This window comes from Flavobacterium sp. 2755 (assembly GCF_031455715.1).
Lineage (GTDB): Bacteria > Bacteroidota > Bacteroidia > Flavobacteriales > Flavobacteriaceae > Flavobacterium.
Genome location: NZ_JAVDTG010000003.1, coordinates 519735 through 536691 on the forward strand (window position 1 = coordinate 519735; position 16957 = coordinate 536691).

Consider the following 16957-nt stretch of genomic DNA (forward strand, 5'->3'; position numbering starts at 1 on the left):
CCATTTTATTCTCTGTTAATTAATGGTTATATTTAAAAATATGAATTAAGTTCATTTGAATTATTGATTAGTTTTGGATATCAAATAACTTCTAAATCATTAAAAAATGAAAAAAGCAATTCTAATTGTATTCATTTTAACCAGCCTATTTTGTTCTGCACAAAAAACAGAAAACATTATCATCATTACTACTGACGGTTTTAGATGGCAGGAAGTTTTTAAAGGATTAGATCCGGCGATTGCCAATGATAAAAAATTCAATCAGGGAGACAGTACTTATATTTATAAAAAATACTCCGCTTCAGATTTTGCTGCTTCACGCCAAAAAATCATGCCTTTTTTCTGGACAGAAATTGCTTCGAAAGGTCAAATTTACGGAAATCGCGACCTTGGAAGTAAAGTAGATGTTTCAAATCCCTATTGGTTTAGTTATCCTGGTTATAGCGAAATCATGACCGGAAATGTTGATGTTCAGATAAATTCTAATGGTTACAAACCCAATCCAAACGTAAATGTTTTGGAATTCCTAAATAAACAATCTAAACTAAAAGGAAAAGTTGCTGCTTTTGGTGCATGGGACGCTTTTGACCGAATTTTAAATGAAGAAAGAAGTGGCTTTCCTGTAATTTCGGCTTTTGATAATGTAGGCGGAAACAAACCTACAGCCTCTCAAAAATTATTAAACGAAATGCGAAATAATTCGTTTAAACCTTTTCATGAAGATGAATGTCTTGATGTTTTTACGCATTATGAGGCAATGGACGAACTTAAAACCAAGAAACCAAAAGTACTATATATCTCTTACGGAGAAACCGACGAATGGGCACATCATGGTCACTACAGATCGTATCTTGATGCCGTAAATCAGGTAGATAAATGGATTAAAGAAATCTGGGATTTTGTACAAAATGATCCGCAATACAAAAACAAAACGACTATTTTTATAACTGTTGATCACGGTCGCGGCGACAAAATAAAATCACAATGGACAGATCACGGAGCTGATGTTGCTGGCGCATCGCAAATTTGGTTCGCCGCAATGGGACCAGAAATTGCCCCAAAAGGCGAAATCAAAACAGATTCGCAATTCTACCAAAAACAATTCGCCCAGACTTTTGCAAAAATCATGGGATACAATTTCACCACAGATCATCCTGTTGAAACTGAAGTTAAAGAAATCTTTGAAAAATAGTTTTTTTTGCCACGAATTACACGAATTTTCACTAATTATAATTGAACACAATCAAAAGAAATTAGTGAAAATTCGTGTAATTCGTGGCAAAACCTATAACAATTCAAAACCTACAAGGTTTTAAAAACCTTGCAGGAAGAAAAAAACTCTGTACCTTTGAGCCTTTGCAACTTTGAGACTCAAAAAAAATGAAACAAATAACTTCAGTTCAAAATCCGTTTATAAAATCGCTTGCTTTATTACAAGAAAAAGCAAAAGCCAGAAAACAAACCGGAACATTTTTAATTGAAGGACAACGCGAAATTTCATTAGCCATAAAAGGCGGTTACGAAATTGAAACCGTTTTATTTTTACCCGATTTAGTTACAGAAAGTCAAATTAACAAACTAGTTGCTCAATCAGTTCAGTTAATCGAAATCAACAAAGAAGTTTACCAAAAACTAGCTTATCGTGATACAACCGAAGGTATTTTGGCTGTAGCCAAAACCAAATCCTTAAAATTATCTGATTTAAAATTATCTGATAATCCATTAATTTTAGTGGCGGAATCTCTGGAAAAACCCGGAAATGTTGGTGCAGTTTTACGTACCGCAGATGCCGCAAATCTTGATGCCGTTTTAATTGCTGATCCCAAAAGCGATTTATACAATCCGAATATTGTCCGCTCCAGCGTTGGCTGTTTGTTTACCAACCAAATCGCAACCGGAACAACCGAAGAAATCATTGCTTTTTTGAAAGAGAAAAAGATCAATTTTTATTCGGCTACTTTACAAAATTCAACTTCCTATCATACCCAAAACTTCACTACTCCAACCGCTTTAGTTGTTGGTACAGAAGCAACTGGCTTAACGCAAAAATGGCGTGACGAAGCAACACAAAATATTATTATCCCAATGCAGGGCGAAATCGACAGCATGAATGTTTCTGTCGCTGCAGCTATTTTAATTTTTGAAGCAAAAAGACAAAGAGGGTTTTAGATTTTAGATTTTAGATTTTAGATTTTAGATTTTAGATTTTAGATTTTAGATTTTAGATTTTAGATTTTAGATTTTAGATTTTAGATTTTAGATTTATAAAAAATCGCTTTGCTCTTTTTTATTGGGATTTGGAATTTAAAAAATTGGAATTTATTTTCTGTCAGGCTGAGCGAAGTCGAAGCCATTTTCAACGACGAAAAATTCAAAATCAAACCCTCAAAAATCTAAAATCTTAACTCTAAAATCAACAATCCATTCCCTTGCGTATGTTCTAAGTTATTCTTATTTTTAGTACTTGAACTATGCCGTTATGATAGAAATAGATATTGAAAAAGAAAACAAAGCAATTACGCACGAATACAAGGAATTACTGCGAATTAGTTACCAGACTTTAACCCCTGCCGACAAAAAATTAATTCGGAAAGCTTTTGATGTTGCTGTTGATGCTCATAAAGAACAAAGACGTAAATCTGGTGAAGCGTATATCTTTCATCCTATTGCAGTTGCGAAAATTGTTGCCTCAGAAATTGGTCTGGGAGCGACCTCTATTGCTGCGGCTTTATTACACGATGTTGTCGAAGATACTCCTATAACTGTTGAAGATATTGAGCGTTTATTTAACCCAAAAGTAGCGCAGCTTGTTGAAGGTTTAACTAAGATTTCATTAGTTCAAAAAGACTTAAATGCATCCATGCAGGCGGAGAATTTCCGCAAAATGATTCTGACCTTGAACGATGATGTGCGTGTAATTTTGATAAAATTAGCCGATCGTCTTCACAATATGCAGACGATGGATTCGATGGCAGAATATAAACAGACGAAAATTGCTTCTGAAACGCTTTATATCTACGCTCCTCTCGCCCATCGTTTGGGACTTTACAATATCAAAACCAAATTAGAAGATTTAGGGTTAAAATACACAGAACCTGCTGTATACGAAGACATTGTAAGCAAAATTAGAGAAACTAAGGAAGAACAGGATGCTTACATCAAAGATATTTCGGATGTTTTGAAGAAATCTCTTGATGCTGAAAATATAGATTATATCATAAAAGGCCGCCCGAAATCTATTTATTCAATTCGTCGTAAAATGCGCGCGCAAAACGTAAGTTTTGATGAAGTCTACGACAAATTTGCGCTTAGAATTGTTTATAAATCAGATCCGCATGATGAAAAATTCATCGCCTGGAAAATATATTCCATCGTAACCGATCATTACAGACCTAGCCCGAGTCGTTTGCGTGACTGGATTTCATCTCCAAAATCAACTGGTTATGAAGCACTTCACATTACCGTTATGGGACCAAAAGGACGCTGGGTTGAAGTTCAGGTTCGAAGTGAACGTATGGATGAAATTGCCGAAAAAGGTTATGCAGCACATTACAAATATAAAAATGGCGCAAGCGAAGAAAGCGGCTTGGATGTCTGGCTGAATTTACTTCGCGAAGCTTTAGAAAATCCTGAAACAAATGCGGTAGATTTTGTGGAAGATTTCAAAATGAATTTATATTCAAAAGAAATTTTCATATTTACCCCAAAAGGAGAAATAAAATCATTGCCAAAAGGAGCAACTTCGCTTGATTTTGCTTTTAGTATTCACTCAGAAATTGGAATTAAAACAAGAGGAACCCGCGTAAACGGGCGTCTTGTGCCTTTGAACCATGAATTAAAAAGCGGTGATCAGGTTGAAGTTATTACATCGGCAAACCAAAAACCTACGGTAAACTGGCTGGAATATGTAACGACTTCAAGAGCAAAAAATAAAATCAAAAACGTTCTTAACGAGAACACGAAAAAAATTGGTGAGGAAGGGAAAGAATTACTTACCCGAAAACTTAAACATTTAAAAATTACACTTAACGAACAAGTTACAAACGAGTTAGTTAACTTTTTTAAATTAAAAACCAGTTTAGATTTATTTTATCGCGTTGGAATTGGCGCTATCGAAAATCAGCAGTTAAAAGATTACGCAGCACAAAAAGGAAATACGTTTATCAATTTCTTTAAAAATAAAATTAAAAGAAATAAGGACAATACCGCTGCCGAAGATATTCACAAACCAGTCATTAGCAGTAATTACGACATGTTGGTTTTTGGAACGGAACATGATAAACTTGATTATAAACTTTCGCAATGCTGCAACCCAATTCCGGGTGATGATGTTTTTGGTTTTGTGACCATAAACGAAGGAATTAAAGTGCATAAAAAAGATTGTCCAAACGCTATTGGAATGCAGTCTAATTATGCCTACAGAATCATGAGTGCTAAATGGATAGATTCTTCTCAAGAAGAATTTAAAGCCATTATCAATATTACCGGTATGGACGTTTTAGGACTTACAAATCAATTAACTCGTGTAATTTCAAACAATATGAGCGTTAATATTCAGAGTATTTCTTTGAGTACTGATGCCGGAATTTTTCACGGTCAAATTGCTGTAATTGTTCAAAACAATACCATTTTGAAAAAAATGATTAATGCTATTAAGAAAATTGACGGCGTTGATAAAGTTACCAGAGAATATAGAACCTAGCTTTTAAAATATTTTACAAATTGAGTTATGAGTAATGAAAACCTAGAAATTCCCGAAGTTGTTTTTGATGAAAATGGAGAACTTTTAATTGTTGCTTCTAAATCTTCCTCAAAAGATGATTTCGATTTTTTTCAGGGAAAATCGGTTATTCGTAACAAAAAATTAAAAACAAGATTTGCCAATTGCACGGAGTGGATTGAATTTCCATCAACTCAGGAAATGTATAAAATTTTAAACGGAATTGGCAATATTGATAATTTTCTTGCCACTTTTGATGGTGAACCTTTTGAAGGAATGACCGTTAGATTATTTAATCCGAAAACAAAATTGTGGAGCATCTATTGGGCCGATTCCAATTCAGGAACATTAGACAAACCCGTTGTAGGCTCTTTTGAAGATAAAATTGGACATTTTTTCTCTAAAGATATTTATGAAGGCAAAAATGTAATTCAGGTATTTAGATGGGATGCCCGTGACGAAAATAATCCGGTGTGGAGTCAGGCTATGTCTGACGATGAGGGAAAAACATGGGAATGGAACTGGTACATGTATATGTCAAAAACGAGCTGAAAATCTGTTATTTTTATCCCAAATTAAAATAATTATGTTAATTAAGTTCTGTTGGACTTTGTAAAATATAATAGCGCAAAAGCCTGAATTTGGTACATTCTCTGTTATCAAATTCCAGTTTAAACGTTAAACTTTAAACCCGAAACTTTTATTCATTAAAAATAAAAAATTATCTTTGCAGGATATGACACTTATTTCAACTGACAACACTAAGAATCAAGAAATTGTAAAAAATGTTTTTACAATGTATCTTGAACAAAAAGGGCATCGCAAAACTCCTGAGCGTTATGCTATACTTCAGGAAATTTACGATAGCGAGGAGCATTTTGACATAGAAAACCTATACATCAAAATGAAAAACAAAAACTACCGTGTGAGCAGGGCTACGCTTTACAACACGATTGAGTTATTGTTAGACTGCGCTTTGGTTAGAAAACATCAATTTGGACAAAATCAGGCTTACTACGAAAAATCATATTTTGATAAACAGCATGATCATATCATTATGACAGATTCTGGTGAGGTAATTGAATTTTGCGATCCAAGAATTCAAACCATCAAAAAAACTATCGAAGAGATATTTGATATTGAAATCACAAATCACTCGCTTTATTTCTACGGAAACAAAAAACAGAGTTCACAGTCTTAAAACAAAGACTTTTTCAAAAAATTAAAAAAAGAAAATTAACTACATAATCAGTAGGACAGCTTTTAATTGTCCTAACGCAAATTAAAAACAGAATGACGGTAGATTTATTACTAGGATTACAATGGGGAGATGAAGGTAAAGGAAAGATTGTTGACGTTCTTACCTCAAATTATGATATTATTGCACGTTTTCAAGGAGGACCAAATGCAGGACATACATTAGAATTTGATGGAATTAAGCACGTACTTAGAACTATTCCTTCTGGAATTTTCCATAAAGATTCAATAAATATTATCGGAAATGGTGTTGTAATTGATCCTGTAGTTTTTCAAAAAGAAATTGAAGGTTTAGAAAAATTCAACCTTGACATCAAAAAGAAATTAATCATTTCAAGAAAAGCACATTTAATTTTACCAACACACCGTTTGCTTGACGCGGCTTCTGAAGCATCAAAAGGAAAAGCAAAAATTGGTTCTACTCTTAAAGGAATTGGTCCAACTTATATGGACAAAACTGGTAGAAACGGTTTACGTGTAGGTGATATTGAATTAGAAGATTTTAACGAGCGTTACAGAGCATTGGCAGACAAGCACGAAGCTATGATTGCTTTCTATGATGTTGCTATTCAATACAATTTAGCAGAACTTGAAAAAGAATTTTTTGAAGCTATAGAAGAATTAAAAAAATTAGATTTTATTGACAGTGAAGAATATATCCACCAAGCTCAAAAAGCAGGTAAATCTATTCTTTGTGAAGGAGCTCAGGGTTCATTATTAGATGTTGATTTTGGAACTTATCCTTTTGTAACTTCATCAAATACTACTGCTGCGGGAGCTTGTACTGGTTTAGGAATTGCTCCTAACAAAATCAAAGAGGTTTACGGAATTTTTAAAGCTTATGTTACTCGTGTTGGTAGCGGACCTTTCCCAACAGAACTTTTTGACGAAGTTGGTGCAACAATGGCGAGAGTTGGTAATGAATTTGGATCTGTAACCGGAAGACAAAGACGTTGCGGATGGTTAGACCTTGTGGCTTTAAAATATGCTGTTCAGGTAAATGGAGTTACTCAGTTAATGATGATGAAAGGTGATGTTCTTTCTGGTTTTGAAACTTTAAAAGTTTGTACAGAATACAACTATAAAGGTCAAAACATTGCTCACTTTCCTTATAACATTGAACCAGAAAATGTTACTCCGGTTTATAAAGAGTTTAAAGGATGGAAAGCAGACTTAACAGGATTGACAACTTATGATGCATTGCCAATCGAGCTAAAAGAATATATTGAGTTTATTGAAAAAGAAATCGAAGTGCCAATCAAAATTGTATCGGTTGGACCAGACAGAAAGCAAACAATAACAAAATAATACATTTAAACGCTCTGATAATCAGGGCGTTTTTTTATGAAACTATTTTCGAAATGAGAAAAAATCCAGAAATTGAGATTACAGAAACCAAGTTATTATCAGACAATTGGTATGTATTAAACAAAGTTACTTTTAACTATAAAAAGGAAAACGAAAAAGTAGAATCGCATATTCGTGAAGTCTATGACCGCGGAAATGGTGCTGGCATATTATTATACAATACTGCAAAAAAAACGGTTATACTAACCAGACAATTTCGTTTGCCCACTTTTCTTAACGGAAATAAAACAGGAATGATGATCGAGGTTTGCGCCGGACTTTTAGACAAGGACAATGCAGAACAAGCCATCATTCGTGAAACGGAAGAAGAAACAGGTTATCGCTTAAAAAAAGTTCAAAAAGTTATTGAAACCTACATGTCTCCGGGTTCTGTAACAGAAATTCTATATTTATTTGTAGGAGAATATGATGAAAGCATGAAAGTAAGTTCTGGCGGCGGGCTTGATGCTGAACAAGAAAATATTGAAGTTCTGGAATATACTTTTGATGAAGCATACGCTATGATTGAATCTGCTGAGATTACAGACGCTAAAACTATTTTGTTATTACAACATGCAAAAATTAAAGGTTTGATATAGTTTTTTGAGTATTTTTAGATTCTAAAAACTTTAAAATGTTCCAATCTAAAATATTCTTTTTCTTGTTTTTTCCGTTTGTTCTAATGGCGCAAAATGAAAAACTGCCAGCCGAAAAACTAAAACAAGATCTTACTATTTTTAAAGAAATAAGAGAAAAAGCGAATTCAGGTTTATACAAATACCGCACAAAGCAACAAATTGACAGTATTTATTCCTGGGGATTTTCACAAATAGATAAACCTGCAACGCTGCTGGAATTTTACAAAATCATTTTAAAAATTACTGATTTTGAAGGCAGCGTACATAATGATACTACTCTTCCTGATGAATTTCAGAATAAATTTTCATCAGGAAATGTATTTTTTCCATATCCCGCTAAACTTATTGAAGACAGATTAGTTATAAATTTTCAAAACGATGAAATTCCGTTAGGTTCAGAAGTTCATAGCATTAACAAAATTAAAACCAATAAAATAATAAAGGATTTCTATAAATATTACACCACCGACGGTTATAATATTTCTGGAAAATATATTGGATTAACTGGCGCGTTTGGGAAATATTTTGAAATGGAATATGGACCTCAACAAAGTTTTTTGGTAGAATATTCTCTTCTTAATAGTTCTAAAAAACTCACTAAAAAAATTACAGCAGTGTCTAATGATATTCGAAAAGAAAATTTCAAAAATCGTTTTTCTCTTCCTATTGACAGTCTGCAGTTTAACAAGGCTAAAAACAAATATTCATTTAAGATTATTTCTAAAAATACTGCCGTACTTTCTGTTCATACCTTTTCAATTGGTAAAAATGCAAAAGCAAAAGAGCATTTAGCTTATAAAAAATATTTAGACAGCTGTTTTCAATATTTAGGCAAAAACAACCAAATAAATAACTTAATTGTAGATGTAAGGAACAATGGCGGCGGCAGCGATCCAAATGATATTCTAACCTTTTCATATCTTACACAAAAGCCGTATCGCGAAAATGCTGCTGCATATGTTAGTTTTCAGGAAATTCCGTTTGCAGATTATTTTGTTTATGATGAAACCGAACCTCAAAAAAAGCTGGAAGAAAAAAATGATTTTGAAGCTGATTTAAAAGAAGAATTTCCGAAATTAGAAAACGGAAAATACATTCAGGATGAAAAATTCAATCAATTATTACATCCTGACACAAACAAATTTAAAGGACAAATCTACTTATTGATAAGTCCGAGAATCGCTTCTGCAGGATCATTATTTGCTTCTTTAGTGACAGGAAATACAAATGCCATAGTTATTGGTGAAGAAACTATGGGCGGTTATTTTGGACATAACGGCCACACTCCTATTGAATATGAATTGCCAAACACAAAAATTAAAACAAAATTTTCGATTGTAAATTTAGACCAAGATGTTCCTAAAAAAGCCAATCAGATTTTTGGCAGGGGCGTTATACCAGATCATGAAGTCAAACAAACTTTAGAAGACTTTTTACAAAATAAGGATACGCAGTTTGAATATACTTTGAAATTAATTGAATCGAAATAATATGAATATCTGGAACCAATTTGCAAACCAAACTAATGGAACTTTTAAAGAAGGTTATTCCTGGCAATCAGATTCCGTTGAAATTGAATATAAAAACTGGAAAATTGTTTTTGATAATTATACACTTTGGTCTGGAAAATACGGTGCCGAAATGACAAGAGTTATTGTTCCGATTATTTTGCAGAATAATTTTAGGTTCGAAATTTACAGAGAAGGATTTGTTCGTAAAATTGAAAAAATATTTGGTGCACAGGATATAGAAATCGGTTATGCTGATTTTGATAAATCCTTTACAATCAAAAGCAATAATGAATCTAAAATAAAAACATTATTACAAAATAACAAGATAAGAAACTTTATTGCTTCTCAAAAAGATGTAAACATTCAAATCTCTGATCAAAAAGGGATTTGGGAAGGAAAACTTCCTGAAAACGAATTTGAGCTATCTTATTTTATTGATGGAGAAATTCGTGACATCAATACTTTGAATCAATTATTAGAGCTTTTTATACTTATTCTCGATGAAATGTTTCAAATTAATGTTATAGCTGTCAAATGAAAATCCAGCAAACAATTCAAAAAATTATGTAACCCTTTTTAACTATCATATGTATAATTTTATTTCTATAAAAATTACGACCTATGAAAAAGTTATATTATACAGCAAACGTACTACTTATATTGATTTTAGGATTATTAGTTTCTTGCAAAAAAAGCGATACTATAAATCTGACTGATAATAAAGCAGATAAAAAACCTAAAAAAACAATCGAATATAAGAAACCAGAATCTGCAGTTTCTTATCAAATTTCTAAAACAAAAGACTGGCTTAAAACTAACGAAGCCGACAGCAGTAAACTGGATATTGTTTATGCAGTAAACAGAACTGATAAGGCAAATTTTAAAAAATTAGATTCGGTAGTTATACCGGCTGATTTTAGCGGAGATTTGGTTTATTATTTACCATTTCCACTGCATGTTGGTGCTTTAGAAGAAGTTTCGAAAATCATTATTTTCTCCTATCCTACTCAGACTTTTGCTGCTTACGAAAACGGCGAACTGGTTTACACAGGACCAACAAACATGGGAAGAAAAAAAGATCCAACACCAACCGGATTGTTTTTCACCAATTGGAAAGCAGAAAAAACAACGAGTACTTTTAATGACGAATGGGATTTAAAATGGAATTTCAATATCGAGAACAAACTTGGAGTTGGTTTTCACCAATATGAATTACCAGGTTATCCTGCATCACATTCTTGTTTGAGATTACTGGAAAAAGATGCTAAATATCTTTACAAATTTGCCGACGAATGGATTTTAAAAGACAAAGAAAATGTAAAAGTAAAAGGAACTCCCGTTGTAGTTTTTGGAAGTTATAATTTTGACAGCCCAAAACCGTGGCTGCAATTGGCCTCTGATCCAAAAGCTTTAAATATATCTGAATCTGAAATTGAGAAAGAGGTAAAACCTTTTATTCAGAAGATTTTAGATAATCAAAAATTAAGAGAGGCGGAACAACAAACTACTGCTCTTTAAAACAAGATCTATATTTAATAAAATCAGCTAAAGCTTAAAAGGTTACAGCTGATTTTATTATTTAAAAGAAAACATAATGTTTAAATATCTTTTTAGTTTATATCAGCTTGTTTTTATTTGCTATTTTAGTTTTATAAATACAACCTTCCAATCCTTACATACAAAATGTCTAAAAAATTAATCTTACTATTTTTACTATCAAGCTTTTTCGCGATAGGACAAACCAAAAACACTTCGAAATCAGAAACTTATACTAGTCGAAAAAATATTTACGAGATAAAATACAATCCTGAACATTGGATAAAAAATCCTGAGTCACAAAATTGGGATGTTGAATTTCATGATAGATATAATTTGATAAGTGCTTATTTTATTGAATACGATCATTTTATACCTGATAAAAAACTCAAAAGTACTATTGAAGAACAGTACAAAGAGTTTGGAAAAATTAAAAACCTAAAAATTTACAAGAAAAAGATAAATAATATTGAAGTAAATTACTTTGATTGTGAGTTAGATTACAATGATTATTTATACAAATATCAAGGTTTTATTTACAACGGAAAAGGCGGTTCGATACAATTGCAATATAGCGCTCAAGCCGAAGCATTGGAACAAAATCAAAATATTATTGATGAATTGAATAACGGAATTTCAATTATCAATTGAAATTAAAAAAGGCATAAGAATCAAACTCTTACGCCTTTTTTTAATATTTGAAAAACTAAAAATTATCTAGAATAATTTGGAGCTTCTTTTGTAATAGTTACGTTATGAGGGTGACTTTCAGTGATTCCGCTTGACGTGATTCTAACAAAACGTCCAGATTCTTGTAAAGTTGGAATATCTTTTGAACCACAATATCCCATTCCGGCACGAAGACCTCCAATAAACTGAAGCATACTTTCGTTTAATTCACCTTTGTAAGGAACACGACCAACAATTCCTTCCGGAACTAATTTTTTAACGTCGTCTTCAACATCCTGGAAATAACGATCTTTTGAACCAGTCTGCATTGCTTCAACAGAACCCATTCCGCGGTATGATTTGAATTTTCTTCCTTCAAAAATAATAGTCTCACCCGGAGATTCTTTTGTTCCTGCTAATAATGACCCTAACATTACACAGTCAGCACCTGCAGCGATTGCTTTAGGAATATCTCCAGTATAACGAATTCCACCATCAGCAATAACCGGAACTCCAGTTCCTTTAATAGCCGCAGCAACTTCTAAAACTGCTGAGAACTGAGGGAAACCAACACCTGCAACGATACGTGTCGTACAGATAGAACCAGGTCCGATTCCTACTTTTACACCATCAGCGCCATTTTCTACTAAATATTTAGCAGCTTCCGGCGTTGCAATGTTTCCAACCACTACATCTATTTGAGGGAATTTTGATTTTACTTCTTTCAATACATTTACCACACCTTCAGTATGTCCGTGTGCTGTATCGATAATAATAGCGTCTACACCGGCAGCAACTAAAGCCTCAGCTCTTAAAACTGCATCTCCGGTAACGCCAATTGCAGCGGCAACTCTCAAACGACCAAAAGTATCTTTGTTAGCGATTGGTTTTTGAGTCAGTTTTGTAATATCTCTAAACGTAATTAAACCAACTAATTCGTTTTTAGCGTTTACAACTGGTAATTTTTCGATTTTATGGCCTTGTAAAACTACTTCGGCTTGTTCTAGTGAAGTTCCTTCGGCAACAGTAACTAAGTTTGCACTTGTCATTACTTCAACGATTGGTCTTGCTCCATTTTTTTCGAAACGTAAGTCACGATTGGTAACAATTCCTTTAAGGATTCTGTTTTCGTCAACGATTGGAATACCGCCAATTCCGAATTCTCTCATGGCGTTTTTAGCGTCTGCAATAGTTGAATTCATTGGTAATGTTACCGGATCGATAATCATTCCTGCTTCAGCGCGCTTTACTTTTCTAACCTTCGCAGCTTGCTGCTCGATTGTCATGTTTTTATGTAAAACTCCAATTCCGCCTTCTTGTGCCATAGCGATTGCCATTGCACTTTCGGTCACTGTATCCATAGCAGCAGATACGATTGGAACGTTTAATGTTATGTTTCTTGAAAATTTTGATTTGATACTCACTTCGCGGGGAAGCACATTCGAGTAGTTAGGTACTAATAATACATCGTCGTAAGTTAAACCTTCGCCGATAATCTTGGAGTTGTGTGCTATCATGGTGCAATTTCTAGTTGAATTGCGTGCAAATATAGTGAATAAATTGCTAACTTAAATACTAACTTATTCATAAATTTAAGTTTACAGGAAAGTTCCTGCAATTATTTGAACCATATAAGTGATATAAGAAAATTTAAGATATGTTCTAATTTCTCTTGAACAGACAGTAAAATTAAATGAAACTTATATCATTTATATGGTGAAAAACCTATTCTTTTTTATCTTGAAAAATGAAGTTTAAGCCAAATTGAAACGCAAGACTATGCGCTTTTGTGACATCTTTATATTCTAAAACATTATCGAATAGAGCGTAAATATTAAATTTTCCGAGAGTTCCGGAAAGCCCCAAACCAATATTTTTATTCGAATACGGATCGAATGTATAAGTTATTTTCGCATCTAGCTTTTCAAAAATACTGCGTTGATAAAAAGCCGTTAAAGCAACGTACGGTGTTTCAGGCATTGTCATTAAAAATAATTGTGCGCCGACTGCGTTTAAATATTTTCTTTCGTTTTCAACTTTACAATTACACTCTCCGTCATACCTGGATTCTCCAAATGAATATTGAATGGAAGAATTAAATTTTACCGGTCGCCAGGTTGTATATTTAGCATAAGACGTATCGCGCGGAATGGCGGCATCAAATTCATCAAAAATATTTTCCGGTTCATTTACAGCATCAAAATTTGGATTTACTCCATCGTATCTGTACGTTCCTTTATACCTTAACGTCTCAATATCTTTAGTATGTTTTATAAAACCAACATCAAGGATACTTGCCGTAAGCTGCAGATTTTCTTTAATATTATATGTAATACCAGCATCAAATCCCAAACCTAAACTTCCATTGAGAAAAGTATTGTGTGCAATATCACCCGGAATACTTCCTTCATATTCATCTTTTGTAAATTTTCCGATGCCCGAAGTTTTAAGTTCTAAGTTTGATTCGATTATTTGGGTATACAAATTTGTTCCCGTTCCTTGTCCGGTGTAAATATATCCTGAATTTTTAGTCGAAGTTGCATTGGCACCGCTTGAATAAATTTTTGCTCGTCCGCCTAAAACCAGTTTTTTGTTTATCTTTTTATGAAATCCGACATGGAAAACAGAAAGCACTTCGGCACGTAAATTTAAATCGGCTAAATTGAATGATTTTCCAATATGATTTTGATTTCCGTCTACGCCTAAAATGGCGAGATCTTTTGGAAAATACATTAAAAAATCAAATTCCTGATAAGCACCAAACGAAATATACGATTGGCTATCCTGGCCTCCTACTCTAAATCCGCCGGAAAAAATTTCTAACTGTTGGTTTACCTGAGTTTTATCATTTGGGGATGATTTATTGATAATATTTCGGACTTTATCATTAAAATCTACACCATTATCAGCAAATAAATCATAGGCAGAAAAACTGCTCGAACCAATATTTGCCGAAACTCCGGACAAAAGCGGCACGCCAAAATAGTATTTATACGAAACATCGGCACCAGGATTTACAAGCAATGACTGCGGAATCGAAGTAAAATTGTACAACACTTGTTTATTTTGAGAATAACAAAAGAGCTGCAGCATCAGTATCAAAATTAAAAGTGCTTGTCTCATTTTATTTTCATATAAACGGTTGCACCTGATTTGAATTTTAAATTACCTGTAATATCTCCCGATCCAGATCCTGTTACGGTTGTTACTATAAAACCTATTTTCATGGTCTTTTTTAATAAATTCAACTGTTCTCCTTCAAAAACCTCTGTTGGATATTTTATGATATTTGAGCCTCCTGTGTAGGTTGGAACAGCTAAATCAATAGTTTCTAATACCTGGTTATCACCATCTATAAACTGCAATTCAATTTCAAAAGCTCTGTTTATTGTATTTTCGATTTCGAAATTAAGTTCGGCTTTTGCCAGATTATCAGTGAAAAATTTCTTTTTAAAAATATCAAAATCTTCAACATCAGGCGGTATTTGCTGTCCTGATCCATTATCATCGATTTCGTCAGCAGAAACATCAAAGTAAGCTAGATTTGCTACAAAAACAGGTTCAAGTACAAAATCATCGATTTGGTCAAAGTCTAAATCACTTGAACAAGAGAGTAATAAAACTGCAGAAAAGAGTGTTATAGAGATTCTATTTAAAAGATTTCGTTTCATTTTTTAATTTTAATTAAAGATAAATAAAAACGCCTTTTCTTGTCAGATATTACTTATTTTACATTATTTTTTCAATGAAATTTTCCAAATAATTTAGATGCTTCATTATAAGCACTTTCAAAACTTAAAGAATTAAGTGCAGATTATAATTTAATATTATTCTTAATTACTATGCTTGAGTTTAATATGACTTCCAGATTGTCAGTTTTTAATAAATCTTCAATTGTTTTTTCTATACAACTTCTAGTTAATTCCTTTACAAATAAATCAGGCGGAATTACATATAAACCTTCGAGATTATTTCCGTTCGTTTTATCATATTCTACTGCTGTTTTCAGAAATTCATAAGTCCAAACATTCATTCCATATTTCCTGCCATCAGCTAACTCAACATTTATATTGCAAAAATCATTATTGATCTGCCAATTATCTGGATTTACTTCTTCAAACTCTAACCAAAGTTTAAAATCACTCATAATTTCATCATTTTTTAATGAAATTTTCCAAATAATTTAGATGCTTCATTATAAGCACTTTCAAAACTTAGAGAATTAAGTCCGGTTATTTTTTTATTGGCAGTAAAATACGAAATCAATTTTTCTGTCGGCATGTTTCCAGTCAATTTATCAGTCGCCATTGGGCAGCCTCCAAATCCCTGAATTGCTCCGTCAAAACGTATGCATCCGGCTTTTGATGCTGCATCGATTTTTTCAAACCAGCTGTCTGGCGTAGTATGCAGGTGCGCTCCAAATTCGATTTCAGGATATTTGGGAATTAAATTTGAAAACAAATACGTAATAACATCTGGTGTAGAACTTCCAACTGTATCTGAAAGCGATAAAATTTTAACGCCCATTCCAGCTAGTTTTTCTGTCCATTCGGCAACAATTTCAACATTCCACGGATCTCCATACGGGTTTCCAAATCCCATTGAAAGATAGGTTACAACTTCTTTATTTTTTTTATCGGCGATTTCCAAAATTTCTTCCAAAGTAATTAAAGATTCGGCGATTGTTTTATGCGTATTACGCATCTGAAAATTTTCAGATATCGAGAAAGGAAATCCTAAATATTGAATAGCTTCATGTTCTGCAGCCTGAGCTGCGCCTTGTGTATTGGCAATTATCGACAGTAATTTACTGGTTGTTTGCGACAAATCTAATTGTGCCAAAACCTCGGCAGTATCTTGCATTTGCGGAATTGCTTTTGGAGAAACAAAACTTCCAAAATCGATTGTATCAAACCCTACACGAAGCAAAGCTTGTATATAAGTTACTTTATTTTTTGTTGGAATAAAGGTTTTGATACCCTGCATGGCATCTCGTGGGCATTCGATAATCTTGATCTCTTTATTCAAAGCTTATTCTTTTGTAAAAGCTAAGTTAGCTTCTTTTTTAAAGAAATAAAAATTAACTCTTTGCGAATTATTTATTTTAACCTTATCGGGCTTTTTTTTTAAAACCATATAAGTTATATAAGGTCATTTAAATTTTAATGCTGGATAGTTTCTTGTAAGTTACATATAAGTGTAACTTTCTTTATTACGCTATATCATAATAACTATTATTATTACATAAAAACGTAATATTTTAAAATATTACCAAAAAG

General features: G+C 32.9%; 16 protein-coding genes. 11 read left to right on the top strand and 5 right to left on the bottom strand.

The window, feature by feature from the left end; all coding sequences use genetic code 11:
* Positions 1-106: 106 nt before the first annotated feature.
* The 11 genes from J2Y38_RS09575 to J2Y38_RS09625 all read left to right on the top strand — a co-directional run bounded on the left by J2Y38_RS09575 (position 107) and on the right by J2Y38_RS09625 (position 11660).
* Complete coding sequence (locus tag J2Y38_RS09575; protein ID WP_309841658.1) at positions 107-1192, top strand: phosphoglyceromutase; 1086 nt, start codon at positions 107-109, stop codon at positions 1190-1192.
* Positions 1193-1380: 188 nt separating this feature from the next.
* On the top strand, positions 1381-2169 hold the full coding sequence (locus J2Y38_RS09580) for an RNA methyltransferase (RefSeq protein ID WP_309841660.1): 789 nt from the start codon (positions 1381-1383) through the stop codon (positions 2167-2169).
* Positions 2170-2479: 310 nt separating this feature from the next.
* The gene (locus J2Y38_RS09585) at positions 2480-4702 is read left to right on the top strand and encodes a bifunctional (p)ppGpp synthetase/guanosine-3',5'-bis(diphosphate) 3'-pyrophosphohydrolase (RefSeq protein WP_053471017.1); all 2223 of its coding nucleotides are present in this window, start codon (positions 2480-2482) and stop codon (positions 4700-4702) included.
* A gap of 27 nt (positions 4703-4729) precedes the next feature.
* On the top strand, positions 4730-5272 hold the full coding sequence (locus J2Y38_RS09590) for a hypothetical protein (protein ID WP_309841663.1): 543 nt from the start codon (positions 4730-4732) through the stop codon (positions 5270-5272).
* Between the two features lie 184 nt (positions 5273-5456).
* The gene (locus tag J2Y38_RS09595) at positions 5457-5921 is read left to right on the top strand and encodes a Fur family transcriptional regulator (RefSeq protein ID WP_053471018.1); all 465 of its coding nucleotides are present in this window, start codon (positions 5457-5459) and stop codon (positions 5919-5921) included.
* A gap of 92 nt (positions 5922-6013) precedes the next feature.
* Positions 6014-7285 (top strand): adenylosuccinate synthase, encoded by a 1272-nt coding sequence (locus J2Y38_RS09600; protein ID WP_053471019.1) that lies wholly within the window; start codon positions 6014-6016, stop codon positions 7283-7285.
* Positions 7286-7338: 53 nt separating this feature from the next.
* Positions 7339-7923 (top strand): NUDIX domain-containing protein, encoded by a 585-nt coding sequence (locus J2Y38_RS09605; protein ID WP_309841668.1) that lies wholly within the window; start codon positions 7339-7341, stop codon positions 7921-7923.
* A gap of 35 nt (positions 7924-7958) precedes the next feature.
* The gene (locus J2Y38_RS09610; RefSeq protein WP_309841671.1) at positions 7959-9452 is read left to right on the top strand and encodes a S41 family peptidase; all 1494 of its coding nucleotides are present in this window, start codon (positions 7959-7961) and stop codon (positions 9450-9452) included.
* 1 nt (position 9453) lies between these two features.
* Positions 9454-10011, top strand: coding sequence for a hypothetical protein (locus J2Y38_RS09615; protein WP_309841673.1), 558 nt, complete (start codon positions 9454-9456; stop codon positions 10009-10011).
* Between the two features lie 83 nt (positions 10012-10094).
* A complete protein-coding gene (locus tag J2Y38_RS09620; RefSeq protein WP_309841675.1) occupies positions 10095-10991 on the top strand; it encodes a L,D-transpeptidase in 897 nt (298 codons plus the stop codon).
* 165 nt (positions 10992-11156) lie between these two features.
* A complete protein-coding gene (locus tag J2Y38_RS09625) occupies positions 11157-11660 on the top strand; it encodes a hypothetical protein (RefSeq protein ID WP_309841677.1) in 504 nt (167 codons plus the stop codon).
* A gap of 62 nt (positions 11661-11722) precedes the next feature.
* On the opposite strand, the gene guaB is transcribed toward J2Y38_RS09625, so the two are convergent.
* From guaB to J2Y38_RS09650, 5 genes are all read right to left on the bottom strand, one after another.
* Complete coding sequence (gene guaB / locus J2Y38_RS09630) at positions 11723-13195, bottom strand: IMP dehydrogenase (RefSeq protein ID WP_309841679.1); 1473 nt, start codon at positions 13193-13195, stop codon at positions 11723-11725.
* A gap of 208 nt (positions 13196-13403) precedes the next feature.
* Entirely contained in the window at positions 13404-14801 is a 1398-nt protein-coding gene (locus tag J2Y38_RS09635; protein ID WP_309841682.1) for a DUF5723 family protein, read from the bottom strand.
* Positions 14798-15349: a hypothetical protein gene (locus J2Y38_RS09640; RefSeq protein WP_309841684.1), complete on the bottom strand. Its 552-nt coding sequence runs from the start codon at positions 15347-15349 to the stop codon at positions 14798-14800. The genes J2Y38_RS09635 and J2Y38_RS09640 overlap by 4 nt, the downstream gene beginning before the upstream one ends.
* A gap of 143 nt (positions 15350-15492) precedes the next feature.
* A complete protein-coding gene (locus J2Y38_RS09645; RefSeq protein WP_309841686.1) occupies positions 15493-15825 on the bottom strand; it encodes a hypothetical protein in 333 nt (110 codons plus the stop codon).
* A 14-nt stretch (positions 15826-15839) separates the two neighbouring features.
* Positions 15840-16706, bottom strand: a complete 867-nt coding sequence (locus J2Y38_RS09650; protein ID WP_053471029.1) for a hydroxymethylglutaryl-CoA lyase — start codon at positions 16704-16706, stop codon at positions 15840-15842.
* Positions 16707-16957 lie beyond the last annotated feature (251 nt).